This window comes from Streptomyces polygonati (genome assembly GCF_042650325.1).
Classification (GTDB): Bacteria; Actinomycetota; Actinomycetes; order Streptomycetales; family Streptomycetaceae; genus Actinacidiphila; species Actinacidiphila polygonati.
Genome location: NZ_JBHSBB010000021.1, coordinates 26,260 through 49,573, shown reverse-complemented (window position 1 = coordinate 49,573; position 23,314 = coordinate 26,260). Strand labels below are relative to the sequence as shown.

General features: G+C 72.4%; 22 protein-coding genes and 3 pseudogenes. 1 reads left to right on the top strand and 24 read right to left on the bottom strand.

What is annotated here, in order from left to right:
• Positions 1 to 152: 152 nt before the first annotated feature.
• The 13 genes and pseudogenes from ACFO3J_RS27400 to ACFO3J_RS27340 all read right to left on the bottom strand — a co-directional run.
• Positions 153 to 407, bottom strand: a pseudogene (locus ACFO3J_RS27400) (DNA cytosine methyltransferase); the annotation flags it as partial.
• 121 nt (positions 408 to 528) lie between these two features.
• Positions 529 to 702, bottom strand: a pseudogene (locus ACFO3J_RS27395) (hypothetical protein); the annotation flags it as partial.
• Between the two features lies 1 nt (position 703).
• Entirely contained in the window at positions 704 to 1,279 is a 576-nt protein-coding gene (locus tag ACFO3J_RS27390) for a hypothetical protein (protein WP_386434653.1), read from the bottom strand.
• Positions 1,276 to 2,430, bottom strand: coding sequence for a DnaB-like helicase N-terminal domain-containing protein (locus ACFO3J_RS27385; protein ID WP_386434650.1), 1,155 nt, complete (start codon positions 2,428 to 2,430; stop codon positions 1,276 to 1,278). Before ACFO3J_RS27385 ends, ACFO3J_RS27390 begins: the two co-directional genes overlap by 4 nt.
• Positions 2,430 to 2,609 (bottom strand): hypothetical protein, encoded by a 180-nt coding sequence (locus ACFO3J_RS27380; protein ID WP_386434647.1) that lies wholly within the window; start codon positions 2,607 to 2,609, stop codon positions 2,430 to 2,432. Before ACFO3J_RS27380 ends, ACFO3J_RS27385 begins: the two co-directional genes overlap by 1 nt.
• Before the next feature lie 207 nt (positions 2,610 to 2,816).
• Positions 2,817 to 3,878, bottom strand: coding sequence for a hypothetical protein (locus ACFO3J_RS27375; protein WP_386434644.1), 1,062 nt, complete (start codon positions 3,876 to 3,878; stop codon positions 2,817 to 2,819).
• Positions 3,875 to 5,666: pseudogene (locus ACFO3J_RS27370) on the bottom strand (TraM recognition domain-containing protein). Before ACFO3J_RS27370 ends, ACFO3J_RS27375 begins: the two are co-directional and overlap by 4 nt.
• Before the next feature lie 81 nt (positions 5,667 to 5,747).
• Positions 5,748 to 6,206 carry a hypothetical protein gene (locus ACFO3J_RS27365; RefSeq protein WP_386434641.1) on the bottom strand — a complete coding sequence of 153 codons (459 nt, stop codon included), beginning with the start codon at positions 6,204 to 6,206 and terminating at the stop codon, positions 5,748 to 5,750.
• Between the two features lie 144 nt (positions 6,207 to 6,350).
• On the bottom strand, positions 6,351 to 6,791 hold the full coding sequence (locus tag ACFO3J_RS27360) for a hypothetical protein (protein ID WP_386434638.1): 441 nt from the start codon (positions 6,789 to 6,791) through the stop codon (positions 6,351 to 6,353).
• Between the two features lie 22 nt (positions 6,792 to 6,813).
• Positions 6,814 to 7,488 (bottom strand): hypothetical protein, encoded by a 675-nt coding sequence (locus ACFO3J_RS27355; RefSeq protein ID WP_386434635.1) that lies wholly within the window; start codon positions 7,486 to 7,488, stop codon positions 6,814 to 6,816.
• Positions 7,489 to 7,607: 119 nt separating this feature from the next.
• Positions 7,608 to 8,840, bottom strand: a complete 1,233-nt coding sequence (locus ACFO3J_RS27350) for an ATP-grasp domain-containing protein (protein ID WP_386434632.1) — start codon at positions 8,838 to 8,840, stop codon at positions 7,608 to 7,610.
• Between the two features lie 77 nt (positions 8,841 to 8,917).
• Complete coding sequence (locus ACFO3J_RS27345; protein ID WP_386434629.1) at positions 8,918 to 10,192, bottom strand: MFS transporter; 1,275 nt, start codon at positions 10,190 to 10,192, stop codon at positions 8,918 to 8,920.
• Positions 10,193 to 10,198: 6 nt separating this feature from the next.
• Entirely contained in the window at positions 10,199 to 11,455 is a 1,257-nt protein-coding gene (locus ACFO3J_RS27340; RefSeq protein WP_386434626.1) for a hypothetical protein, read from the bottom strand.
• Between the two features lie 193 nt (positions 11,456 to 11,648).
• Here ACFO3J_RS27340 and ACFO3J_RS27335 point away from each other — a divergent pair, with 193 nt between their 5' ends.
• Positions 11,649 to 12,077 (top strand): hypothetical protein, encoded by a 429-nt coding sequence (locus tag ACFO3J_RS27335; RefSeq protein WP_386434623.1) that lies wholly within the window; start codon positions 11,649 to 11,651, stop codon positions 12,075 to 12,077.
• Positions 12,078 to 12,160: 83 nt separating this feature from the next.
• Here the strand turns inward: ACFO3J_RS27335 and ACFO3J_RS27330 are convergent, their stop codons facing one another.
• From ACFO3J_RS27330 to ACFO3J_RS27280, 11 genes are all read right to left on the bottom strand, one after another.
• Complete coding sequence (locus ACFO3J_RS27330; protein ID WP_386434620.1) at positions 12,161 to 12,652, bottom strand: hypothetical protein; 492 nt, start codon at positions 12,650 to 12,652, stop codon at positions 12,161 to 12,163.
• Positions 12,653 to 12,860: 208 nt separating this feature from the next.
• Positions 12,861 to 14,660 (bottom strand): hypothetical protein, encoded by a 1,800-nt coding sequence (locus ACFO3J_RS27325; RefSeq protein WP_386434617.1) that lies wholly within the window; start codon positions 14,658 to 14,660, stop codon positions 12,861 to 12,863.
• Entirely contained in the window at positions 14,657 to 15,799 is a 1,143-nt protein-coding gene (locus tag ACFO3J_RS27320) for an AAA family ATPase (RefSeq protein WP_386434691.1), read from the bottom strand. The genes ACFO3J_RS27325 and ACFO3J_RS27320 overlap by 4 nt, the downstream gene beginning before the upstream one ends.
• A 217-nt stretch (positions 15,800 to 16,016) precedes the next feature.
• Entirely contained in the window at positions 16,017 to 16,208 is a 192-nt protein-coding gene (locus ACFO3J_RS27315; RefSeq protein WP_386434688.1) for a hypothetical protein, read from the bottom strand.
• Between the two features lie 270 nt (positions 16,209 to 16,478).
• Positions 16,479 to 17,252, bottom strand: a complete 774-nt coding sequence (locus ACFO3J_RS27310; RefSeq protein WP_386434614.1) for a hypothetical protein — start codon at positions 17,250 to 17,252, stop codon at positions 16,479 to 16,481.
• Between the two features lie 90 nt (positions 17,253 to 17,342).
• Positions 17,343 to 18,131 carry a hypothetical protein gene (locus tag ACFO3J_RS27305; RefSeq protein WP_386434611.1) on the bottom strand — a complete coding sequence of 263 codons (789 nt, stop codon included), beginning with the start codon at positions 18,129 to 18,131 and terminating at the stop codon, positions 17,343 to 17,345.
• Entirely contained in the window at positions 18,128 to 18,832 is a 705-nt protein-coding gene (locus ACFO3J_RS27300; RefSeq protein WP_386434608.1) for a hypothetical protein, read from the bottom strand. The genes ACFO3J_RS27305 and ACFO3J_RS27300 overlap by 4 nt, the downstream gene beginning before the upstream one ends.
• Positions 18,833 to 18,932: 100 nt before the next feature.
• On the bottom strand, positions 18,933 to 20,000 hold the full coding sequence (locus tag ACFO3J_RS27295) for a hypothetical protein (protein ID WP_386434606.1): 1,068 nt from the start codon (positions 19,998 to 20,000) through the stop codon (positions 18,933 to 18,935).
• Between the two features lie 44 nt (positions 20,001 to 20,044).
• Positions 20,045 to 21,133, bottom strand: a complete 1,089-nt coding sequence (locus ACFO3J_RS27290; protein ID WP_386434604.1) for a hypothetical protein — start codon at positions 21,131 to 21,133, stop codon at positions 20,045 to 20,047.
• Between the two features lie 97 nt (positions 21,134 to 21,230).
• Positions 21,231 to 21,770, bottom strand: a complete 540-nt coding sequence (locus ACFO3J_RS27285; RefSeq protein WP_386434602.1) for a hypothetical protein — start codon at positions 21,768 to 21,770, stop codon at positions 21,231 to 21,233.
• Between the two features lie 30 nt (positions 21,771 to 21,800).
• On the bottom strand, positions 21,801 to 23,303 hold the full coding sequence (locus tag ACFO3J_RS27280) for an ATP-binding protein (RefSeq protein WP_386434600.1): 1,503 nt from the start codon (positions 23,301 to 23,303) through the stop codon (positions 21,801 to 21,803).
• Positions 23,304 to 23,314: the final 11 nt, after the last annotated feature.

Genomic DNA, 23,314 nt, shown 5'->3' with positions numbered 1-23,314 from the left:
GCAGCCACTCCACCTCGTCCGCGAGATTCGGACCGTGCCCGCCGCTCTTCCTCTTGTCCGGATGCTGCGAGCCGCCGTTGCTCGCGATGTTGGACGTCGGCGTCTTGAGCAGGATCGTCGGTGGGCCAGGCGGCGAGGAAGGTCCGCTCGCGGCGGTGGGGTGCTCCGATGTCGGAGGCGCGAAGCACGAGCCAGCGAGCGTCGTACCGGAGGTCGGCCAGGGATCCGAGTACGGCACCAAGTGCCCGCAGAGGAGGCTGGGCTGGGTCGTCTCCCAGACACCACGGGCAGAATTCCACGTCGCCAGGGGAACCGGCGGGCGAGGTGAGGAGTCCTCGGACATTCTCGATCACCACCAGGCAGGGGCGGAGGGCTTGGACCGCACGGGCCACGTGCAGCCACAGCCCCGAGCGGGTTGCGGGGTTGAGTCCGGCGCGGCGGCCGGCGACCGAGACGTCTTTGACAGGGGAAGCCCGCGGTCAGGACGCACACCCGGGGCACGTCGGCCCAGTCGATGGCGGTGATGTCGCCGTAGTTGGGGACGAGCGGCCAGTGGCGGGCCAGGATCGCGGCGGCGTCGGGGTTGGTCTCGGCGTGCCAGGCCACCGTGCCACCGAGGGCGGCTTGGACGCCGAGGTCGAGTCCGCCGTACCCGGAGCAGAGGCTGCCGATCGCAGGGCCGACGGCTGAGCGGGCTGGCATGTCAGCGCCCCTTCACGGTAGCCGGGCCAACGCCGGGCGGCGTCGGGGCCGGAGTGATCGCGGACATGGATCCGGCTGGTCCGGCGGTAGGGGCGTGGGATGAGCGGGCGCAGGCGGCGCGCTGGAGCTGGTCGCCGGCGTCGTTCACGTGCCGCAGATAGCCCCTGGTCTCGGTCAGGTTGTCGCGGGCTTTGGTGAGCGCGGCGGCGATCCGCGTGCGCGCGAAGGCGGCGGCGTCGTCGGGGTTGCCGTACCGGTCCGCGAAGTGGTCGATGAACAGGTGAGCGTCCTGGGCGGTGGCCAGTGCGTTGACCGCCCGTCCGGCGGCGCCGATGGCGAGGCACAGGTCTGTCGCGGTCGCCGCGTGGGAGGACCGAGCGGCGGGTGCGCAGGTGGCCAGCGCGGTGTGGGCGTCGCGGATGGTGGAACTGAGGCGTGCGGTGAGTTCGGCGACGCTGGTGAGGGGGTCGGACAGGTCGTGCTGTGCGGGGTTTTGGGTGCTTAGGGAGTGCAGCACGTTGTCGAACGCCTCGGCCAGGGAGCTGAGTTCGGGGTCCGGGTGGTGCGGCTGATTCATGTGTGACTCCGGGAAGGCGGTCGAACGGGCGGTACGGCAGAAGGAGTGCTGGCCGTTGACGCCGCTGGGGCGGGCGGGGTGCTGCGCGCGCGGGCGGCACGGACCTGCGCCGGAGGCGGCCCGGCGGCGGGTTCACCGCGGACCGGTGGTGTCACCGTGCGGGTGGCGGTGGTCCAGCGCTGCTGGATGTCGGCCAGGGCGTCGAGGGCGGCCAGGGCCTGGTTGATGAGCCGGCCGGGGGCCAGAGCGTCGGTCGCGGCCAGGTCGCGGATGGTGTGGGCGGTGGCGGCGGCGGTCCGCAGCAGCGCCGAGCGGGCTACCTCTTCGCCGAGCCACTGCGCACTGCCGGGCCCGACGCCGTCGCAGATGGCGGTGATCTCCTCGGCGGTCACGGTGCCGTCGGCGAGCAGGCCGCGCCGCTGGGCCTCCCACAGCAGCGTGATCTGGTCAATGGGTTCACCGCGGTGGTGCAGCGCGCCCAGGCAGCGGTAGAGCTGGCCGTGGGCGGGGTCGGCGAAGTCGCCCGGCCGCAGCCAGCCGACGACCTCGTCCATGCCGAAGGGGCGTTGGGTGAGGGCCGCCAGGAGGAGCCGCTCGTTGTCCGCGACCGTCTGGGCTTCGGCCGGGGCCGGGGTAGCAGGGAGGATCGGTGGCGCGGGGCTGGCGGGGCGGGGTTCGGTGCCCCAGCGCCGGGCGAGGTCCTCCAGCACATCGGCCAGCACGTCCGCGTCGTGCAAGGTGCCCTCGACCTCGCCGCGGACCGCGTCGGCGCGGGCCGTCTGGTGCAGGCGCACGGCGTGCTCGGTGACCGTGCGGTGGATGGCCCCTTCCAGGACCATCCGTCCGTAGACGGGGGCGTGTTCGGGGCGGGGGCAGGCCGACACCAGGGTGTGCGCGTACACCGAGGTCAGGCCACGGGTGTGCTTCCCGGCTTCTGCGACGGCGTCGCTCACCCAGGCCAGCGGCACGGTGCCGTCGGCGGTCAGGACCGGTTGCCCGGCTTGCCGGAGGTCGCGCAGCGCGGCGAACAGCGCCTGGTGGGCGGGCCGGTAGAAGTGCTCCGGCTCCAGCCAGGCGAGCTTGTCGAGCTGGCCGGGGTCGAGCAGGACCGCGCCGAGCACGGCCTGCTCGGCCTGCAGCAGCGGCCTCATCACCGCCCCCCGGGCTGCGGGGGCAGGGCGGCGACGGCCCGGTTGGCGGCAGCCATATTCACCGCGAAGCGGTCCAGCTCGACGGCGAGCGCCCGGTCGGCGGGAACAGTGCCGCCGCCGGCGGTCAGCAGCCACCGGCCGCCGCCCCGCAGGATCGGCAGATCACGGAAAGGCCGCACGGTAGGAGAGGAAGCAGAAGAGGACATCAGGGCTCCAGCAAGCAGGGAGAGGACAGGGGTGGTCATGCGGTGAAGTCGACGTTGCTCTGGACAGGTGGGCCAACTGGCAGGAGCACGGTGAGGAGCCGTCCGGCGTCCGGCAGCGGGCTGAGCGTGGGCGGGAATGGCGGAGTCCACCGTGGCGAGAGGCGAGTGCCCGGGGTGGCGTCAGCGGTGGCGGGCCGGTGTCGCGTGCGCCGCCGGAAGTGCTGGTGGCGGGCTCGCCGGGGGCTTCGCGGCGGCTGCTGGTTGAGCCGCGGACCGGCTGGGCGAAGCCGCGGTGGCGGCCCGAACCCGGGCGTCCTCGGAACGCTGCGCCGCAGGTGCCGGGGCGCGGTTGGGAGGGGCCGCTGCGGTACGGGTGGCCTGGGCGGTGTCGGCGAACCGGCGCCAGGCGTAATCGGAGCGGTCGTTCGACCAGGTGCCGGCGCGGGCGGTCAGCGCGGGGGCGAGGGTGGCGACTTCGGCCTCGGGCACCGTGCCGAACGCGAGCAACTGCCCACGCGCTGACCACAGGTCCAGGTACCAGTCCTCGCCGAGCGGGTACGCCTTGATGTGCGCGCCGGTGTCGTCGGGCTGGTAGGTCCACAGGCCGCGGGCTTCGCTCCAGCCGGGCCCGGCGAACGCGGGACCAGGCGGCGGGGGGACCGGCCGGGGTGTGCCCTGGTCGGCGACGGTGAAGATGTCGGTGAGGGGCTCGTTGTCCAGGGCGCTGGTGACCAGGCGGAGTACGTCGGAGGCGTCGAGTCCGTCTTTCCCGGCGAGGATGCCGACGGCGTGGCGCAGGGTGCGCAGGGTGTGGCGGGCGCCGCCGGGGTCGATGAGGTCGCCGGTCGGACCGGCGTCCTCCAGCTCCAGCCGTACCCGCTCGGCCGCCGCGTGCAGCCCTTCGATCTGGCGGGGACCGGGGCGGTCGGGAAGGTTCGCGGCGCGGTACAGCAGCGCGTCGAAGGGCTTCATATGGCGGGCGACGGCGTACTGGGCGTAGCGGTCGGCGTCTCCTTTGAAGGTGTGGACGGCGGCAGCCCGTACGGCCTCGTCGTGCTTGCGCAGGGAGGTGGTCAGGCCCATGTAGCGGTCGCGGGTGTCGATCTGCTCGCGCAGCACCGACTCGTACGCGGCATTGAGCAGGTCCAGGTCGGAGAGCTGCCCGGCCGGGTCACTGTCGGCTTCCGCCGATTCGCGCAGGGAGGCCACGCGGTCGGCGCCGGTCATGTTCCACACGCTCATGACGCCGCACCGAAGTCGTCACGGACCAGTGTGGCCTTGGCCATTGCACGCTCGGTGATGGCTGCGGTGGCGGCGGCCGAGGCGGGGCCGATCGTCTTGGCGGCGGGTTCCTTGTACCAGGGGCGGAGGTCGAGCATCGCGGCGCGGATGCCGGTCGCGAACAACAACGCTTTGCCCTTGGGCAGGGCGCGGATCGCGTCGGGGGGCAGGATCCGCTCAGTGCGCATCGACACGGAGGTGGACTTGCCAGACTCGGAAGTGGAGACCGAGGTGGTCTGCACGTCGTGGTCGCCGATCATGCGGGACAACTTGTCGGCGAAGTCCGCGTCGTCGATCCCGCTGCCGATGATCTTGATGGTGGCGGCGGACCACAGGGCGTCCATCCCGGCCTCGCCCCAGCACTTCTGCCCCTGCCGGTAGGACTGCAGGATGGTGATCGGGATGACGCCCCGGCTGCCCAAGTGGGAGTACAAGTCTGGGAGATCGGAGATGCGGCAGACGTTGGCTGCCTCGTCCAGCACGCACAGCGCGGGCGGGTCGAGCCTGCCTCCGGAGCGCTCGGCGACGACCACGGCGGAGCGCATCACCGCGTCGGCGGCTGCGGCGATGATCGCCGAGGCGGAGCCGCCGCCGTCCTTGCTGAGCAGGTACAGGGTGTCGCGGGAGGTGGCGAACGCCGACGGCTTGAACTGCGGCAGGTGCCGGGCGGGGGTGACCCAGGCGGCGACGTCGGGGTCGAGGAGGCAGCTCGCGTACTGCCGTGCGGTCTCGTAGATGCCGTCACGGGTCTCGGTCGCGCCGGAGACGGTGCCCTGGAGCTGGGCTGCGACCGCGTCGTGGCCGGCGTCGGTCAGCAGGTCGACCGGGGTGCGGTCGGCCGGTGAGGCGAGCCAGGCCAGGACGTCGGTGATCGGGCGTCGGTGGGAGGCGGCGGCCAGGAACAGTGCCCCCAACGTGTTGCTGGCGGCGGTGGACCAGAAGTCGGAGCCGGCGGATTCGTCGACGGACGCGGCGACGAAGTGCCCGGCAAGTCGCTTGGCTCCAGCCAGGTCGCGGGCGTCGGCCAGGATGTCCCACCACATCTGCCGGGGGTGGTGGGCGATCTGCTGCGGGTCGAGCGTCCAGACCGTGCCCACCTGGGAGCGGGCTCCGACCGTGGTGGTGAAGGCGTCGCCTGCGGCCTTGTTGCTCGTGAGCAGGACCGGGCCGGGGGCGGCCAGAATCGCGGGGATGGCCAGGCCGGTGGTCTTCCCGGAGCGGGGAGCCATGATGGCGACCAGGACGTCCTCCCAGCTCGCGCGGACCTCGGCCTGGCCGGGGGACAGCGTGCCGAGCAGGATGCCGCGGTCAGCGGGTGCGACCTCTTTTACTCTCCAGGTCGGCGAGGCTCGGCCGCAGGCTGCGGGCCTTGGCGGTGATCTCCCGGGTCAGCAGCGGGGCGAGGTCGGCCTTGCGGGCCAGGCCGGTTGTCGTGCCGCCGCGTATGCGCAGCCATAGGACGGCGCCGGTCACGGCGAGGCCGAGGGTGAGCAGGCCGGGGGCGATCCGGGCGCCGATCAGTACGGCGGCCGGGCTCAGGTGCGGCCACAGCACCCCGGGGTGGAGCACGGCGTCGGTGACCCGGTAGGGCGCCCACGGGCCGTCACCGAGGAAGGTGCTGGTGAGGTTGCCGGTGGTCCAGGCGAGGGAGCCAAAGGCCAGAGCGGCGCCGAGGACGCCGAACAGCAGGTAGAGGAGGGCGTCGGTGCCGGTGGTGGTCGAGGGCGCGCGCGTACGCGGAGATGGCATGGCGGGGTCCAGGGGTGTGAAGTGATCGGCTTGCGGGCGGCGGGGTAGTGGTGGGTTCTTCTGCTGGTCACGGCGGGGCTCCTATCGGGTGCGGCGGATCAGTGTGGGGGCGGGCGGGATCGGCCCCTGAGCAAGTGGTGCCGTCTGTGGGGCTGTTGAGTGCTGGTGGGCGCGGGCGGCCGGGGAGGTGCGGGTGGCCGCTGCCTGCTGCCGGCGGGTTTCAGCGAGGATGGGGGGAACGACGGCCTGGTCGTAGAGGCCGGGGTCGATGTTGACGGTGAAACCGGCCAGGGTGAGCGATTCCGCGACCAGGCTGGCCCGCCTCTTCTGCTCCGGCCAGGGCAGGTCGGGCCGGAGTTCGTGGGCGTCGAAGAGGTTGACGTGGTGGATCCGGACGAAGCCGTAGGCCGCCAGGCGCTGCCGTGCGAGGTCCGGTATGCCGGTACGGGTGTCCGCCCAGATGCTCTGGTCGCGCCACAGGAAGATTTCGACGTCCACGCCGAAGGCGTCGGCGTGGTTGACGTTGGCTGACAGTGTCATGGCATGTCCTCGGTCAGCGGGTCAGCGGGTCGGAGGGCCAGCGGGAACGCGGCGCGCTGCCCGTCGGCCTCCGCGTCCGGGGTGGCGGACGGTTCGTCCTCGGGGGCGGGGCGGCGGGTTCTTCTGCTGGCCGTCGCGGTTCTCCTAGCGGGTGCGGCGGATGGTGGTCGAGGTGACCGGAGGCCGGGCAGCAGTGGGATCGGGGTTACTGGAGCGGCGGGTGCCGGCAGTCGGCGAGGTGCGGGTCGCGGCATGCTGTCGGTCCAGGTGCCGGGAGTGGTCGGCGGCCAGGGCGTCCCGGGACAGCAGAACGGGGTCGAGGTTCGTGGTGAACCCGTCGCGGGACAGAGCTTCGGCTGCCCGGGTCGCACAGGCCCTGTCGTTGTTCCAGCCGTCGTCGCGGCTCAGGACACGGCAGTTGGGGCCCAGCCAGGCATGGTCGAGGGTGAAGCCGTGCTCCCACAGGATCTGGTGGCCGGCCTGGGGTATCCCGGTACGGACGTCGGCGAAGACCGCGTGGTCGTACCAGATCTCGACGTCGGTGCCGTAGTGGTCGGCGCGGTTGGGCGGGGGCGGGGGGTTCATGAGCGTTTCCTTTCTGTGCGGGTCAGCGGCTGCGCGGCGGTGAGGCCGGTGGCGGGGCTGGGGGTCCGGTGGGTGCGGTGCCGGACGCAGCGGTGCGGTGGGCGGAGGCGTTCGGTGACGAGGTCCGTGCGGCGCGCTGCCGGTCTGCCTCTCGGTTGGGAGCGCCGGGGGGTTCGTCGTACGGCGTGGCGCTGCGTCCGAGGACATCGCTGAGCAGTTCGTGCGTGCGCAGGGCCGGGATCTCGTCCAGGCATCGCGGGTCGCGGAGATCCCCAGGGATGGCAGTGACCAGGTCCTGCGCGGCCTCCAGGTTCTCCTCCACCTCGCGGAGCAGTCCGCGGGCGGCGGCCAGCCGGGTCCAGGTCTCGAAGACCAGCTCGCGGTGCGGCTCGCCGAGGGAGGTCAGCCGCAGGCGGGTCCAGTCGGCGGCTGCGGCGACGAGTTCCCTGAGCTGCGGGAGGGCCCCGACGAGCGCGCTGTTGATTTCTTCGAGGATTCCTACGACTTCCTGGGGCGTTGCGGTCTCGGTCAGCCGGGCGATCATCCCGGGAACCGAGTACGGGTCGGCCGACGGATGGGGAAGGTACCTGACCTGCAATGGCGCGTCAGGGCCTGTGGGTTCGCCGTGGGCGAGGCGGATGTTGTGGGCCATGGCCGCACCGACGGCATCGCCGATGCTCGGATAGAACTCGGGCACGAGGGCTCCTCGGGTGGGTGCCGGGGGTGGGGAGCACACGGTGGTGTGCGCTCCCCGCCCGGTCGGATGGGCTGTGCGAATCCGGGCCGGTCTGACGGCGGGCGCTGCCGCCACCGGGGTCATCCGGCGACCGTCAGGGTCAGGGCCCCGGTGAGAACGGCCAGCCGCTGGCGGACGGTGGCGGGGCTGTCGGCGGTGACGATGAAGAAGCCGATCCGGGCGGTGTCGACGCTGCCCTCCGGCGGCGGGGCGACCCGGTCACCGACCTCGTGCAGCCAGACGATCTGGTGCAGCCACGGGTGCTGCGGGGCGGGCTCGATCGCGAGGCGTCGGGCGGTGAGGATGCCGGGGGCCGGCGGGTACAGGATGGTGATGGCGGCCGTGCGGTGCGCGGTGGGCGTGAGGTCGGGGGCGTTGCCGCAGGCGATATCGGCGGCGATTTTGGGGAGGTCGAGGCCGGTGGCGAGGTGGACGAGTGTGCCGATCCGGTCGCCGCCGATGCGGGCATTGACCTCGACCAGTCCCGGGCCGGACGCCGGGAGTTTCATCTCCACGTGCGTCACACCGTCGGTGACGCCGAGCGCTTCAACCGCCTGGCGGGCAACGGGAGCAACCACGGGCAGGAGCGGGTCGCCGGCGGTCACTGTGTGGCCGGTTTCCTCGAAGTACGGGGCGAAGCCGACCTCCTTGCGGGTGATGGCGACCACGGTGGTCACGCCGCGGAAGGTCACGCACTCCGCCGATATCTCCTCGCCGCCCATGAACGCCTCGACCAGGACACCGCTGCCCTCCGGCCCCTGCCCGCCGGCCCCGGCGGCGGCGAACTCCCAGGCACCGGAGAGTTCTTCGGGACTGTCGACGCGGATCACCCCGACGCTGCCCGCGTGCGAGGACGGCTTGAGAACGACGGGAAAGCCGGTACGGGACGCGGCAACCTGGGCCTGGGCGAGGTTCTCGACGCGGGCGGAGGCCGGTGAGGGCAGGCCCGCTTCGGTGAACAGGCGGCGGCTGGTGGCCTTGTCCCGGCAGGCGTTCACCGCTGCGACGGTGTTGCCGGGCAGCCCGAGGCGGGCGGCGAGTTCGGCGGCCGAGACCAGGGCGTACTCGTCCCAGGTGACCACCCCGGCGATGGCATGGCGCTCGGCCAGCGCCAGACCGGCGGCCATAACGGCGGCCGGGTCGTGGGTGTCGGCGACCTCGTGGTCGGCGACGAGATGCCGTAGCCAGGTCGGCGGCTTGGTGTCGATCAGCGCGATCGGGTACGCGGCGGCGACCTGCTCGACGCAATACCCGCGATACAGCGGATCCGTTCCGCCGACGACGATGAGCAGCGGGCTGGACGTACGGGACATGGGAAACCCTCCAGAGGGCGGAAATCGGACGGGAAGAAGAGAAGGAAAGAGGGGCGTCTGAGCCGGGACGACGGTGGTCATGGCGCGTCCACCGGCTGAACGTGTTCGCTGCGGTGCACCACGAGGACCCGTTCACGTGGTGGTTCGCATGCGGCGCGGTGGCGCCGCAGGCCGGCGAAGCACGCCGTGAGCACTCCGCCCTGCAGGACGGCGCAGGCCAGCAGCAGATGCGGAAGGCCGGCGGCGGGCACGGCCGCGACCAGGGCACCGGCCACCGGCAGCGGCAGCAGCACCAGGATGATCACCACGGCCAGCGTCGAGCCGAACGCGGCGGCGGGGATGAGGCGGGAGCGCAGCGTGCGCAGGACCACGGTCAATGCGCCTTCGGCTGCCATCAGCACAGCGACGGCCGCGGTGTAGACGGCGAAGCCGGGGGCGAGGGAGACGCCGAGGCAGGCTCCGGTGGACACGGCGGCGGCGACCGCGCCGACCGGCCACACCTGCCAGCGGTCCAGGGCTCGTCGGGTGGCGATCACGGTGAGCAGGGAGGCGACGGCGGCCACGCTCCACACCGCGCCGACATCGGCGGTGGAGTAGTGGAAGCGGTGGATGACGGTGATGGGGGCTGCGGCCTGCAGGACGCCGCTGGCAAGGTTGGAGGCGGCGAGCCCGCCGATCAGCCAGGCCAGCGCCGGGGTGCGGCGCAGGGTCCGCCATCCGGTCAGCAGACTGCTCGGCGCGCGGCGTCGGTCTGCCGCCAGGACGTTGCCCTGCGTGGCAACAGCGGCAGTCATCGCCAGGGCCGCGACAGCGGCCAGGAGAACGCTCGGCCCGGCCAGCAGCAACAGGCCGCCCAGCACCGGCCCGACGAGCATCGCGCCCTGATCGATGCCGGTCTGCACTGCCTGCAGGTGGTGCACCCGGTTCCCCAGATGCCGGCCGGCCTGTGCACCGAGAGTCTCCACCGCGACGAACGAGATCTCCGCCAGCAGCCCGGACACCGCCCCGAACCCCAGGACAACGGTTGTTGTCGCGGTCCCCGTGCCGGGCAGGACGGTTAGCACCGCTGCGGCCAGCGCGACCACGGTGGCCCGGATACAGTTGGTGCAGCGGAAGACCCGGCCGGCACCGAAGCGGTCGGCCAGCGTCCCGGCGAAGGTGAAGGCCGCAAGACGCGGCGTCCACTCCAGCAGGAACGCGATGCCGGTCAGGGCGGTGGACCCGGTGGTGATCAGGACCAGCAGCGGGATGGCGTAAGCGGCGGTCGTGCTGGCCAGGGCATCGGCGGCCCGCATCAGATACAGGGGCGCCAGACCGTCGGAACGGCGGCGGAGGGCGGGCAACAAGCGCATCGCCGGTCACCGGGTCCGCGAGGCGGAGTTGCCCGCCGGACCTGCCGGTGGCGCCGCAGCCGGGGCCGAGGGGGAGGCGTCCAGGGAAGCCGGTGCCCGGGTCGCCGCCGGCGAGGCGGCCAGCGCGGCGCTGCGGGCGTCGTGGACCCCAGCCGACAGCGGCGCTGCGCGCTCCTGCGGCGGAACGGCGACACGGCGCAACTCCTCATCCTCGCCCGCGAGTTCGGACTGCGCTGCGATGATGAAGTCACTGGCGAAGCCGAACCGGTCACCCAACTGGTACGCCTCGTCGGCCAGATCGGTGATCTGCTCCCCGGCTGCCTCCAGCGCCTCCCGGACCCGCTCCAGAGCGCCCTGCTCCGGGTCGAGGAGCGGGGCGAGTGCGTCCGCCAGCTCGGCGCCGCTCTCCGCGCCCCGGATCCGGTCGGTCACCGCCAGGACCTGGTCGCCGAGGGAATGCGCTCGCTGCGGGCCGGCGGAAGAGGTGTCGAGAACGGGGTCGAGTTCGACGGTGTAACGGGCGGCGCGCAGCATCTGCGCCGCGTGCGCGGAGATGGCCGCCTGCTCGTCGCGGCTCATGGAGGTGGGGAGCCTGTGGCGGGGGCCGTGCCAGTCGTTGGCGTAGGCGAATCCGGCGTGGTTGAGGAGGGACTTGGCGAGGCTGTCGCCGCCGCGGGCGACGACGCTGCCGCTCGGCTCGGGGGCGATGGTGACGGTGATAGGCATCAAGTTCTCCGGGGCTGGTGCTGATTCGGTGGGCGTGGGGGCGGGCGGCAGGTGACCGAGTTCGGTGGCGATGCGGTGGCACTCGCTCTGCAGGCGGAAGGCGTCGCGGTAGGCGTTGTGGAGGCCGCCGTCCTCGCGGGCGAGGGTTGCCACGACGTGCACCTGGCGGGGCTGGTTGCGCAGGGCGATCCAGCGGCAGGCGTCCGGATCGCCGCCGGGTGCGACGGTGACCGCCGCCACCCGGCGGGCGACCTCGGCCCACTGGGCGTCGGTCAGGTCGAGTTGGCGGGGGTCGGAGCGGACCGAGCAGACCCACACCGGCCGCTCGGGCGCCCTGTTGCCGAGGCGCTCGACGGGCGCGTTAAGGGCGTGGGCCAGATAGGGCAGGGAGCCTGCGTGGGTGAGCAGGTCGAGCGGGGCGCCATGGCAGTCACCGCCCACCAGACGGGGATTGCCCTGGTCACCGCGCTCGCCCGGCCCGTACAGGTAGGCGAGCAGACCGGCGGTGTGGCTGGCGCGCTGAAGATGGGCGATCACGACACTGACCTCGAAGGAGAGCGGAGGGACGGGGCCCGTGGTCGGGCTTCCGGGTGATGAGGATCCGCAGCTTCCGCGATTTGGGCCGTCCGGAAACCGGTGGTAGAAGCCCGTGCTGTCGTCATGCCGAAGGGTGGAGGCCGTGGTCGTGGGCGAAGTTCGCGCAGGCTGAGCGCGCAAAGTAGGTGTCGTTGTGCAGCCGGGCCCAGCGGCCGTCCTGGCGGATGACGGTGGCGACGATGTCCAGCCCGCCGGTCTGGTTGCGCAGGGCTGCGCAGCGGTAGGCGGCCGGGTCGTCGTCCGGTTCGACGCCGGTTGCGTCGAGGATTTCGCGTGTCAGCTCGAACCAGTCGTCGTCCAGTTCCGCAGTGGTGGCGTTGCGGATCGCGCAGTGCCAGGTCAGCCGCCGGGCCGGATCGTGTCCGGTGCGCGGGGTGCGCAGGGCGAGCGGCTCATCGAGCAGCTCCGCCAGCAGTGGCAGGGCGACCGCGTCCTGGACGGTCAGGTCGGGCGATCAGGCGCTGAGGAGGTACGGCTGGAAGCCGGGTTCACTGCCGTGCAGTTGGGCGAGCAGGGTGGTGGAATGCTTTCGGTGCGCCGCACGTCGCAGCGCAGGGGATAGTCGGGCACGGCAGATCCGCATCGGTGAGCAAGGGCCGAGGGGAGCCGGTGCCCCACCCCCCGGGGGGGCGGGGCACCGGGAGGTCAGAAGTGCGGGTTCTCGGTCGGCCGGTCCGCTTCTGTGGCCGCGTCGAGCAGCCCGGACAGATCGCTGGGCTCGCAGGAGCGCTGGTCGAGCCACCACCCTGCGCGGGTGACGGTGCGCGCCTTGTCCTCCATCGCCTCCCACGCCGTCTCAGCGGTGTCGCCCTCGATGACGAGGGCGGTGTAGGCGGCGGCCAGGATCTGATGCCGGCAGCGGACAGCCCAGGCCACGGCGCGCTCGGTGCCCTCCAGGGGAGGCATCGCGTACTGGGTCGACCATGCTTCGGCGGCGGCCTGTTCGTCGGCGCGCTTGGCCGCCAGCCACTGCTGCGTGGCGGCGGCGTCGGCCTGGTGGGCTGTCCTCCAACAGTCGGTGCACGGACGCTCTGCCAGCCAGCGGGCGAAACCGGCGCGTTCGTCGGCGGGACGGTCGGACAGGTCGCGGGCATCGCTGTGCCCGCAGGAGAAGTCGATGTTCCAGATCGTTTTCACCTCCGGGGAATTCCGTTTGATGGGCGTTACGTTCGAGGTCGGGCTGCTGGTCTGGGGCTTCATATCGAGTGCCCTTCGTTGGCGGTTGGGGTGGTGGCCTGCGTCGCTGCGGAGGGTCGTGCATCAGATGCACGATTCATGCGGCGGACGGAGGTGGTCTGGACTGCTTGGCGGTGGTCTCGGGGACGCTTCCGCCTTCTGCGTCGTCTCAGCGTGTCCTTCGAATGGCGTTTGTGGCCGCCGTGGCGATGGCGGCGGGAGCGCTGGAGGGCTGGGTCAGGTGCAGCAAGGTGGTCCCCGGCAGGTGCTGGGACTCCGCGGTGAGGGTGAGCTGGAGTACGGCGCAGCCGGCGGTCGTGAGCTGCTTGACGCGGGTGACGGCTTGAGCGGTTTCGTCGGGGGTGTAGATGGCGTCAGTGACGATCACGAGTAGGCGGCCGGCGCCGGGGCGGCTGAGTTCGAGGCCGTGGTCGAGCGCGTCCAGGGCATAGGCGAGGTTGTGACTGCTGCCTTTGGCGCCGAACGTTGTCACGCGCTCCGGTGCCCGGTGGGTGGGTCGGGTCAAGGCGGTCAGGTGCGTGTCGTAGGCGATGGTGGCGGTAAGGGAGTCGGGGTCGGTCAGGACTGCTGCGCGTGCCACGATCCAGGCAGCGGACGCGACGGGCGCGCAGGCGGCACGCATGGAGCCGGAGACGTCGACCGCGATCCCCACACGCAGCGGTGGGGTGGGCGAGCTGCGGCGGCGGGTGTGGGTGAACGGTTCCGCGGTGGGGACCGACCCGGCCGCGCGCTGAGCGTCGCGGGCGAGGGCCGCGCGCATGTTGAGGCGGCCGGGCGGGGTGGGGCTGGTGGTCCGCTCCTCGGTCCGCTCGCGGTAGGCGGCGGCACGCAGGGCGCGGCTCAGGCGCGCGGCGGCACTCTGCTCGGCGGCGGTGGGCCTGCGGGTGCCGGTGACCGGGTTGCCGTAGGGCGCCGGTGTGCCGTCGGGGTTGACGGTGGTGCCACGGGTGTTGAAGACCGACTTGGCGGTGGCGGCGGCTTGGCGTCGCTGGCCGGCCCGCTGGGCTCGGTCCTGAGCCTGCGCCTTGGACTGCGCGGCCATGGCGTTGGTCGCTGCGGCCTGTGCCGCGAGGTCGGCGGCGTCGGTGGCTGCCATGCAGTCCATGACCACCCCTACGGCGCCGGACAGCAGATCGGTGAGGTTCTCCGGCACGGGCAGGGCGGGGGCAGCGGCGTCCAGAGCGTCGCACCAGTCCTGGGCGTGCGGGAGCATGGTCGTGGCGTCGTGGTCGACGCACTGGTGGGCTGCGGTCCAGATGCGGGTGAGGGTGGCCAACAGGTCTGCGCCCAGCACCTTTTCGCACAGATCGGCGACGGCCCGGGTCTCGCCGGCGTCCAGGATGCCGACGTCACGGCGGCCGAGGATCAGGGCCGCCACGCCGGCGGCGTGCTCGATGCCCTGAAGGGTGGGGTGGGCGATGTCGGGCATGACCAGGGTGCGGGCACTGGTACGCAGGTACGTGCGGTCCGTGGGCCGCGTGATCAGGTGTGCGCCTTCGACACGGCTCTCCTCCAGCAGGAGCGCGGCCTCGACGACACGGGGGTCCGCTCCGGCAGGCTCCGTCCAGACGGAGTGGGCCGCGTGCGCGGCCTCGTGGACGAACACCCCCCAGGCGGCGGGATACCGCTCCTCGTCGCCCACGATCCGCGGATTGACCTCGTGGGGCGGGAGCGGGGCGAACAGCCGGGCGTCGAACTCGACCTCGCCCAGCGTGGGGAAGAACGCGGCCGCTGCGCCGCTGCGCGTGCCGGGGCGGCAGGTGACGAGGAGGTCCTGGCGGCCGGAGAGCGCGACCAGCCGGTCGCCGAGTTCGGCTCCCACGCGCAGCCACGCGGCCGGGGAGGAACGGGGTTGCGCGGGCGGGGCGCCGTCGTCGTCCCAGCGCGCGAGGTCGGCGGCGTCGTTCGGCGTGGTGGCGGGGGACTGGACGTGGTGGTGGGCGCTCATCGCGAGCGGCCCCGGTGTGCGGAGCCGGTGCTGCCCGGGGGCTGCCGGACGGCCGAGGCGGGGAGCTGCTTGCCGAGGGTGAGGGGCGCGATTGTCTTGACGCCGGCAGCCTTGATGACGGCGTCGGCGACGGCGTCGCGATCCTCCACAGGAGCGATGCCGACGAGGTTCGCGAGCGCGGCCTTGGTGCCGAGGACGGCCTCGGTCTTCTGGTAGCTGAGCAATTCCCGCAATTGGGGGGCCCAGCCCAGCTCGCCGAGTTCGACCTGGCGGGCGAGGTTTCGGGCGACCCGGACCACGCGAGCATCAATCCTCAAGGCCAGGGCGAGGTCATAGTCTGTGCCGATCTGAATCTGCACGCTGAACCGGGAGGACAGCGCCTCCGTCAAAACGGCCCCGTGAACGCCGGGATTGTGGCCCGCCACCACATAGAAGCCCGGCTCGGCCTTGATGGTCTCGCCCTTGTGGGCCTTGACCTGGATCTGCCTGCGCCCGTCCATCGCGGGATACAGCGCCGCCAGGACCTTCGGTGAGATCAAGGTGGCATCGTCGATCAGCAGGGCGCGGCCCTCGGTCATCGCAGTGACCAGCGGACCGTACTGGAAGACGTAACCTCCGCTGTCAGCCTGCGTGTACTCGCCGACCAAGTCGCCGACCGTGGTGTCGCCGTCACCGGCGACGGTGAGCAGGTCCGGGAACGCCGCCTCCACCAGCGACGTCTTGCCGGTGCCCGGAGGGCCGTAGAGCAGCACCGGCACGTCGGCGTCACGCAGACGGTTCAACGCCTCGACATCGGGCAGATCGGCCAGCTCCCGGGGGTGGTAGAGCTGACCCCCCGCTCGGCGGATCGGGCCGGTCTGCTTCGGCGTGGCTGCTGCGGGAATGGTCGTGCGGGCCGTGGCCGCCTGCGCGCGGGAAGAGTGGGTGCCCGGGGGGCTGATCACAGCGGTCTGCGCGGCTGCGGCAGTCTTCGCATTCGCACGGAACTCCGGCTGTCCGCTTCCGCCTTGGTCGGCCTCGCCGCGTCGCACCAGGGTGAGGGCGGCGTTACGGACGGCGCCGTGGGAGTGGCCCAGGTGCCTGGCCATGTGCCCGATGGTGAGCGCATCTGCCGGCCGGTCGGCCAGCAGTCGGGCCACCTTGGCCCGTAGTTCGCCGGCCTTGGTGCGCGCTGGACTGGTAGGCGGTCCGGGTGTGGTCACAACGAGGCTCCTTCAACAGGTAGAAGGTTGGGTGGGGTTGGCGTGGGCTGGAGGGGCTGGCCGGTCTCGGAGCGGTTCACGGACTGTGCCGACATCGGCGACCAGGCCAACCGGTGCGTACCGTCGGCGCTCACCTGCCGACCGGGGGCGCGGTTCAGAAGCAGGGGCCAGCCGGCGACGAGCAGCTCGTCGGCTGGCGAGCAGGCCCGTGCTCCGTAACGGGTTCCGTCGCTTGGCAGGCGCAGCCGGGCGTCTCTTCGAAGCCGTCCTGGAGCAGGATTCGCCGGGCGGCGGCGTTGTAGCCGGTGGTGGTGATCTCGCCGGTGATGGTGTGCCGGATCGGAATGAACGGCTCTGCTGGTGCTTCGGGCACGGCGGATCTCCTATCGGTGGTGGCGGGAAAGCCGGTGGGGTGTGGGGCGAAGGCGGGGCGGGGCCGGAGCTTTTAGCGCATCAACGGTGCGTGGCTGGACCACGAACGATGGGCAATGACTGCCGACGTGCTCCAGGGCGGGCCTCACCGCCCCGCAGCTATCTACCTCGCCTTTCCGCACGTTCTGATAGCCGGGCTTACCAACAACGGCCATGAGAGCTGTTCCTTACGGGAGTGGGGGTGTCAGCGGGTGTGGGAGAAGGCCACGCGCGGGTCCACCGGCCGGGAGGCCGGTGCGGAGGCGTCCGGTACGGGGACCGGGGGTGTGCCGGGCAGACCGGCGCGGGCCGGGCTGGCGGCGAGTGCGGTGGCGTTCATGGCGGGGAACGTGCGCGTGTCGGTGTCCGGGCTGCGTTCCCGGGGCGCCGGCCTGGTCGGCGGGGGCGGGCGGCGCGCGGCGGTGTCCCGGGCGAGGGCGGGCTGCACGGCCACCTGGAGGCCGGCGCGGTGCATCGCGACGGTGGCCTGGACGACCTGGCCGAGGGCCTGGTCGCGGCCGGTGGTCACGGGCAGCGTGTAGATGTCCAGGCTGGGGTTGTGGCGCCAGCCGTGGTCTTCGAGGAGTTGCCCGCCGAGGACATCGTTGTCGGTGGTAGCGGCGACGATGCCGAGCCGGGGGTGCTCGGCGAAGGCCACCTCGGGCCCGCCGCGCACAGGGACGGCGGCGGCCGGCACCGGGTCGGGGGCTGCTGGAAAGGGGTCGAATTCGGCGTCGGCCTCAACCCGGTAGTTGGCCCGGCGCAGGAGGTCGACGGCTCGGGTGGCGCGGTCGCGGCCGTCGTGCTGCTGATCTGTCAGCGCGTACAGGTCGGGGTGGCCGGGAACGGGGTGGAAGTCGAAGCCGCGCAGCATCCAGGCGCTGGCAGCGAGGTCAGTGGGGTTGGTGGCGACAATGCCGAAGTCGGGGTGGCGGCCGACTACGACATCGGGAAGCGGGTTGACTTGGGAGGCGGGCACGGCGGATCCATCCGGAACGTGAGCGGGCTCGGGAGCGAGGGCGGTTGGGCAGGGCTCTGCGGGCACGGGGCATCGGCGGTTTCCTCTGTTTCAGCGGCCGGGTGTGGCAAGCGGCCGGGTGGTGGGAAGGGCGGCGCGCTCGGCGGGAGTTGGCGGTATCGCGGCGGGAGTGTCGCGTCGTGCCGTCGGCGAGACCGCGAGGGCCGCGGTGACCCGGGAGACGGCGGGATCCTCGCGGGTGACGCGTTCGGTGTGAACGCGGACGTGGTCGGGATGGTCGGTGTGCCGGTCGGCCAGTTCGCCGCGCAGGGACCGGATCTCCAGCGCGCAGATGTCCACGTGCCCCGCGATGCGGCGCAGCCGGGCGGCGTAGAGGGGATCGGCGGGTCCGCCGAGCCCTTCCCACCAGTCGGCGGTCGCTTCGAGCGCTTCGACGACACGCTGCAGGGCGCCGGTGCCGGGGGCGGTCAGCTCGCTCAGCGCGGCGACCGCCTCGCTGGTGTGACGGGCGCGGGACAGGGAGTCGGTGAGCTGGCCGAGGCGGTCGCCGAGGCTCATCTCGGTGTCTGCATGAACCGGGAGCGCGGTGTCGATCAGGTCGGGATCGGCGGAGAAGTCGATGCCGTCGGCCTGCAGCAGGTCGATCGCTCGGGTGACCGTCTGCCGCTGCTCGTCCGGGCGGGTCATGCCCAGCGGCAGCCGGTGGTAGTGCTCGCGCAGGCGCGCGACCGGGACGAAGCCGGCGTAGTGCAGCGCTGAGTCGGCGAATCCCCGCTGGGGGTCATCGCCGCGGACGTGGGCGGTAACAAGCGTCCCTTCGCGCTGGAAGGTGACGGCGGCTGGGACAGAACCAGTGGAGGTTGCCGTTTCCCCGTTCACGGCCGGCGTCCGGGGGCGGGCGGCCGACTTGCGGGCGCAGCCGGAGGCGAAGGCTGCTCGCCAGGACCGGCGGGGCTGGCCGAACGGGCGCGGGCTGCCGTCACCCGCGGGTGGGTGTCAGCCTCCGCCCTGACGGGGGGTGCGTTTCGTCCCCGCATCTGCTCCGGAACCCAGGACAGCGCCGCGACCACCCGGTTCAGCTCTCCCTGGGCGACCTCCACGGCCTGCGCCGCGCCGAAGACCATGCGGGCGAGACCTTCCCGGTAGGTGCACGCGGATTCCACCGCGGTCCACCGGGCCGCGTGGCCGATCAGCCAGGAGATCTCCGCCAGGACGCCGGTCTCGGGAGCCGCCAGCGGCGCCAGCAGCGCGATGACGGTGTCCAGGTTCTCGGCGTCGGCGATCTCGCCCGCCATCGCCTTGATCTCGCGGGCCACCGCTGCCGGCGCCGGCCGCAGTTCGGGGGCGATGGTGACCTCGTAGCGCGCGGCACGGAGCATGTCGTACGCCGAACCAGCGATCTCACGGGCGTCGGCGGGGGCGAGGTCCTCCGGGATCTGCCAGTACGACGAACGGCCGGTGGAGACCGGTACGAACCCGGCCCGTTGCAATAGGGCGGCGGCCAGTTCGTCGTACGGGCCCCCGGCGACGAGGCCCGTGGCCGGACCGGTGGAGACGATATGAAGAGGAGAAGCAGTCACAGCAGGACCTTTCGAACAGGGACCGACGCTCACGGTGCGAGCAGGTCGAGGATCCGGCGGATCACCGTTTTGGCCCGTCCGGAATCTGGTGGTAGGAGCGTCAGCGGGTGCGGCGCTCGGCAGCCGGAACCTGCGCAGGCAGGACCGGCGCGGGAGCGGCCGTCGTACGGTGCGGGCCGGGCGCCGAACGGGTGAGCGCAGCATCCGCGCGCCGGTCGGCGGGCGGCTGTTCAGTTCCGATCCGGTCAATCAGGTGCGCGGCGGCCCTGGCCAGTGCCGCTCCGCTGAAACTGAGTTCGTCCGCGTAGCGCCAGCCGTCCAAGTCGCGCAGGCGGTGAGCGCGCTCCAGGTAGATCTCGCGGGTGCCCGGCGGTGCTGCGGCCAGCGCTGAGGCGGCGTCCTCCCAACTGGAGCGCATGGTGGCGGCCCTGGCCAGGACGCTGTCGATGCCCCGCATCTGCCGAAGGTCGGCGCTGATCGGGCCGTGGAGGTAGTCGGCCCCGGTCGTGGTTGCCTTCACCCCGGCGAGCACCTCGTGGCCGTGCGCGAGGAAGGTCTCGACGTGCTGCCAGGCCGCCGCGTTGCGCGCCGCCTTGCCCTCGTTGTACCCGGCCGTATTGATCCTCCCGTCGGCGTCCCGGAAGGAGTCCGCGAGCGTGTCCCACCTCGCCGATGCCTGGGCGATGCCATCGGCAGCCTCGGTCAGGGCACGGACCCGTACCCTCCACACCGCCTGCTCGTAGCGGGGCAGGATGCGCTCCTGGACTTGGGCGGCGGCCCGTACCGGGTCGCGGTCGACGGCGAGGGCCATCGGCATCTGGTGGTCACCGGGCCCGACGAGGTCGGCCGGCATCCAGTCCGGTCGCAGGATGCTGATCGCGACCTGGTCGCGGGAACGGGTGCGGAACGCGGTGAGCCGTGCCCCGCCGGTGCCGGTCAGCACGGCCGCCTCCTGGAGCCGGTAGCGCGCAAAGGCGCTGTGCAGCGGGGCGCTGTCCCACAGGAGATCCGCTATGGCGGCGTGGTCGACGCCCGAGGTGAGATCGCGTACATCGGCGTCCCATCCCGGCAGCCCGGCCGCCATCGCTTCGGCGAACTCCCGGAGACCGGTGCCCGGCGGACTGTCTGGCTGGGGCGGCTGACGGAGGTGCTCAGGATTGGTGTGCATGGCGGTTCGGCTTTCGTGGCGAAGGGGTCGGACACAGGGGGAAGTCAGCGGCCAGGGGCGGGTGACCGTGTCGGAGGCCCGGGTGGCGGCGGGGGTGCCTCGGGCGCCGGCAGCCGGGAGCCGGGCCTGGGCGCGGGCGCCGTGGTGGTGGAGCGTGCCCGCGCGGCGGCGACGCGGGCAGCGGCGGGTTCGGCGCGCTCCCGTTCGGCGTCGGCGATGGCGTGCAGCACCTGGGCGTGGTCGATGAAGAGGGTCATCGCGTGCCAGCCCTCGGCGTTGCGCTCGTCGAGCGTGTCGTTGAAGGCGATCCAGCGGTCCGGGCCAAGTGGCTGCTCGATCTTGGCGACCAAGCGGGGCTCCCAGTTGTCGCGAATGCGGATGCCTTCGGCCAAGGCATCGGCCAGGGAATGCAGTTGGTAGCTCCACCGGTCGAGGGTGGAGGCAGGCAGCGAGAGAGCGGGCAGGACGGCTGTCGCGTGATCGATCGCGGCTGAGCCGTGGAAGAGGAACGTCTCGAAGGGCTGCCAGGCTTCGGCGTCACGCTGGGTCTGCCGGACGCCGTAGGCGTCTTCGTCCAGCGGGATGCCCTGCTGGTCGCACAGGGAGTCCGAGACCGCGTCCCAGTCGTCCAGGGCCTGTTGGGCGAGCCGGTGTGCTTCGCGCAGCGCGGGGATGCGCACCGCTTCCACAGCGTGCCGGTAGCGGGGCAGCAGTCGGCGTTCGACGTCGGCCGCTGCCCGGACCGGGTCGGCGGATACGGCGATGCCGTGAGGCGCATTGCCGGAGCGCAGCACGCCGTCGATTCCGGGCGGTGCCAGGGCGGCCACGAGGAACTGCGTGCGGTGGTGGGGACGGGGGAGGACGACGAGGAGTTCCGTGCCGGAGCTGTCCAGCAAGGTGGCCTCATCGGTGACGAAGTCCTGCAGGCCCCACTGGGCATGACCGTGGTCCCACAGCCTGTCCATCACATAGGCGTAGGCCGGGCTGTAGGCGAAGTGGTCCTTGACGGCCGCGTTCCAGGAGCCGGGCAACCGGAGGGCGAGGGCGTCGCTGAAGGTTCGCAGCGGGCTGCTGGGCTGCGCGCGGCGGGGGGGCGTTGCAGGGAGGGGCGCGTTCGGATCGGGTGCGGGCATGGCGGGTCCAATGCGGTGGTGAGGAAGCGGGTGAGCGGGCTCGGGCGGGACAGCGTCTGCGGGTGCGGGTCACGGCGGGTTCCTCCTGGTCTGGGCTTCAGCGGTTGCGGGGGTTGTCCGGGCGGGGAGGAGCCGGGGGCGGCGCGGGCTGCCGGTCCGCGGCTGGGGCAGCGGTGGTGGGCCGGGTGCCGGCGGCGGGAGAGGTACGGGTGGCGGCACTGGTGCGGCGCTGCGCGGCGTTGATCTCCTCCCAGGCGTCCACCGTCATGTAGTAGAGGTCTTCGTCGAGTTCGCCGAGGCGGCTGACGATGCCGGTCAGGTTGGCGGCGGCTTCGCCGGCGCCCGCCTGCTGGAGTTTGTCGGCGGCGGCTTCGAGGAACTCGTGCAGCCTGGGGAGGATGCCGTTCGGGTCAGTCGTGGTGAGGAGGATCAGTTGGGCGACCTCGCTGGGCTCGGCGTCGTGGAGGCGGTCGGTCCAGGCGGTGATGGCGGGCCCGGCCGGTTCGGGTACGGAGCCCTCCTTGACCGACCAGCGGCGCAGGTCGTCGTGCGTGGGCACGCCGGTCTTGGCGGCGTTGATCTGCTCGGTGGTCCGTCCGGCGTTGTCGTAGAGTTCGAAGTCGGGGTTGGGCAGCACGGGCTGGCTCCTTCTGTTGCGGGGTGGGGTTCAGCGCATCCTGGCGTCGGTGTCGAACAGATTCCGCTCGGCCGGGTGGAGCAGGTGCTGGGTGATGAAGCTCCGGCCTGCGACTTTCCACAAACCCCGGCCCTTGGTGAGGGCGGAGACGGCCTGGGTTTCGACGCCGGTCAGGCCGAGCAGGGAGGCTGCGGCGGCGAGCTGGTCGGGTTCCTGGCGGTAGATGATCCGTGTGCTGCAGTCGGCGAGCAGGCCCTCGGCCAGCACCCTGCCACGTGAGCCGGCGTCGCCCGCGGACAGCAGGTCGGACAGCCGGTGGATGACCATCAGGTTGGCGATGCCGAGCCCCCGGGAGAGTTTCCACTGGGACTGCATGCGCTCCAGCAGGCCGACGTGCCGCATCACGCGCCAGGCTTCGTCGTAGATCACCCAGCGCCTGCCGCTGTCCGGATCGGCCAGAGCGGCCTCCATCCACGCCGAGGCGCAGGTCATGGCGAGGACCAGCGCGGTGTCGTCGCCGGAGCCGCCGAGCCGGGACAGGTCGATGGACAGCATCGGTGTGGCCGGGTCGAAGATCACGGTCGAGGGGGCGTCGAACATGCCGCTGAGGTCGCCGTGCACGAGGCGGCGCAGTGCGTGGGCGAGGTCCTGGGCTGCGGTTCCCATGTGCCCGGCGTGGTCGCCGAGGGCGGCGTCGAGGCGTTCGGGCGAGCCCAGGACGTGGGCGATCTCGCCGAGCAGCGGCACGGTCCCGGTCGCCTCCGCCTGGGTGACGACCAGGTCGAGGGTGAGGTCAAGCGCGGTGTGCTCCATCGGCAGCAGATCGCGGGCCAGGACGGTGCGGGCGAGGCCGGCCAGCAGCAGCAGCCGGCGCTTGCGGGTCTCGGTGGCCCAGTCGGTTTCGCTCACCGCCTCCGGCCTAGCGGGGGCGTCCAGCGGGTTCAGCCTGCCGGGGAGGCCGGGGCCGAGTGCGATGGTGTAGCCGCCCAACGCCTGGGCGACGGGGCTCCATTCGCCCTTCGGGTCGCAGGGGACGTAGACCTTGTAGCCGTGGGCGATGGCGCGGGTGGCGATCGACTTCGCGAGCGCGGATTTGCCCATCCCGATGATCCCGGCCAGCACCACGTTGGGGTTGGTGAAGCCCTCGATCCGGCCGCTGGCGTACAGCGAGAACGGGTCGTAGCAGAACGCGGCCTCCGCGTGGACATCGCGGCCGATGAAGATGCCTTCCGCGCCGAGTCCGCCTTCGGCGAGGAAGGGATAGGCGCCGGAGACGGTGGCGGTGGTCATGCGGTGTGCGGGCAGGCGGAGCTTTCCGCCGCGGGCGGAGGCCGGGCCGGGGCGCCCGGAGGGCGGGTAGGTCGGCCGCAGCTCCGGATCGAGGCCCTCCTGGCCGGGCCGTTTGGGTGGGGTTTCGGCGCGGCGGGCCTGCCGGCGGGCTGCGGCGAATCCGGCGCGGGCGGCGCGCTGCTGGGCGCGGGAGGCTTTGCGCGGCACGAACACGGCTGTGGCGCTGGCGCGGGTGCGGGGCATGAGCGTTTCTC

Excerpts from the sequence above, each read along its gene's own strand:
- ACFO3J_RS27390 (WP_386434653.1), bottom strand. The coding sequence starts at position 1,279 with ATGAATCAGCCGCACCACCCGGACCCCGAACTCAGCTCCCTGGCCGAG.
- ACFO3J_RS27385 (WP_386434650.1), bottom strand. The coding sequence starts at position 2,430 with ATGAGGCCGCTGCTGCAGGCCGAGCAGGCCGTGCTCGGCGCGGTCCTG.
- ACFO3J_RS27375 (WP_386434644.1), bottom strand. The coding sequence starts at position 3,878 with ATGAGCGTGTGGAACATGACCGGCGCCGACCGCGTGGCCTCCCTGCGC.
- ACFO3J_RS27365 (WP_386434641.1), bottom strand. The coding sequence starts at position 6,206 with ATGACACTGTCAGCCAACGTCAACCACGCCGACGCCTTCGGCGTGGAC.
- ACFO3J_RS27360 (WP_386434638.1), bottom strand. The coding sequence starts at position 6,791 with ATGAACCCCCCGCCCCCGCCCAACCGCGCCGACCACTACGGCACCGAC.
- ACFO3J_RS27350 (WP_386434632.1), bottom strand. The coding sequence starts at position 8,840 with ATGTCCCGTACGTCCAGCCCGCTGCTCATCGTCGTCGGCGGAACGGAT.
- ACFO3J_RS27345 (WP_386434629.1), bottom strand. The coding sequence starts at position 10,192 with ATGCGCTTGTTGCCCGCCCTCCGCCGCCGTTCCGACGGTCTGGCGCCC.
- ACFO3J_RS27325 (WP_386434617.1), bottom strand. The coding sequence starts at position 14,660 with ATGAGCGCCCACCACCACGTCCAGTCCCCCGCCACCACGCCGAACGAC.
- ACFO3J_RS27295 (WP_386434606.1), bottom strand. The coding sequence starts at position 20,000 with ATGCACACCAATCCTGAGCACCTCCGTCAGCCGCCCCAGCCAGACAGT.
- ACFO3J_RS27290 (WP_386434604.1), bottom strand. The coding sequence starts at position 21,133 with ATGCCCGCACCCGATCCGAACGCGCCCCTCCCTGCAACGCCCCCCCGC.
- ACFO3J_RS27280 (WP_386434600.1), bottom strand. The coding sequence starts at position 23,303 with ATGCCCCGCACCCGCGCCAGCGCCACAGCCGTGTTCGTGCCGCGCAAA.